The sequence below is a fragment of the Parvimonas sp. D2 genome (genome assembly GCF_035282635.1).
Lineage (GTDB): Bacteria > Bacillota > Clostridia > Tissierellales > Peptoniphilaceae > Parvimonas.
Genome location: NZ_JAYKBO010000110.1, coordinates 1 through 237, shown reverse-complemented (window position 1 = coordinate 237; position 237 = coordinate 1). Strand labels below are relative to the sequence as shown.

The window sequence follows — 237 nt, the reverse complement described above, 5'->3', positions numbered from 1 at the left end:
TGAAGAGCCGCGAAACCGGCGTTCGCCCAATCGGGGAACTCCGCCCGGGCGCGGTGTCTGTCTTTACAAGGATGTGGGGAATCATGGCTAAAGTTATTGGTATCGACCTTGGCACCACCAACAGCTGCGTGGCTGTGATGGATGGCGGCACGCCCAAGGTCATCGAGAACTCGGAAGGCGCGCGCACCACGCCCTCGATCGTGGCTTTCACCAAGGACGGCGAGCGCCTGATCGGCA

The 237-nt window shown here is 61.6% G+C and carries 1 protein-coding gene; it reads left to right on the top strand.

Annotation, left to right across the window (positions count from 1 at the left end; all coding sequences use genetic code 11):
* Positions 1–83: 83 nt before the first annotated feature.
* A partial coding sequence (locus tag VJI77_RS07755; RefSeq protein ID WP_323989023.1) for an Hsp70 family protein occupies positions 84–237 on the top strand: 154 nt, incomplete at its 3' end.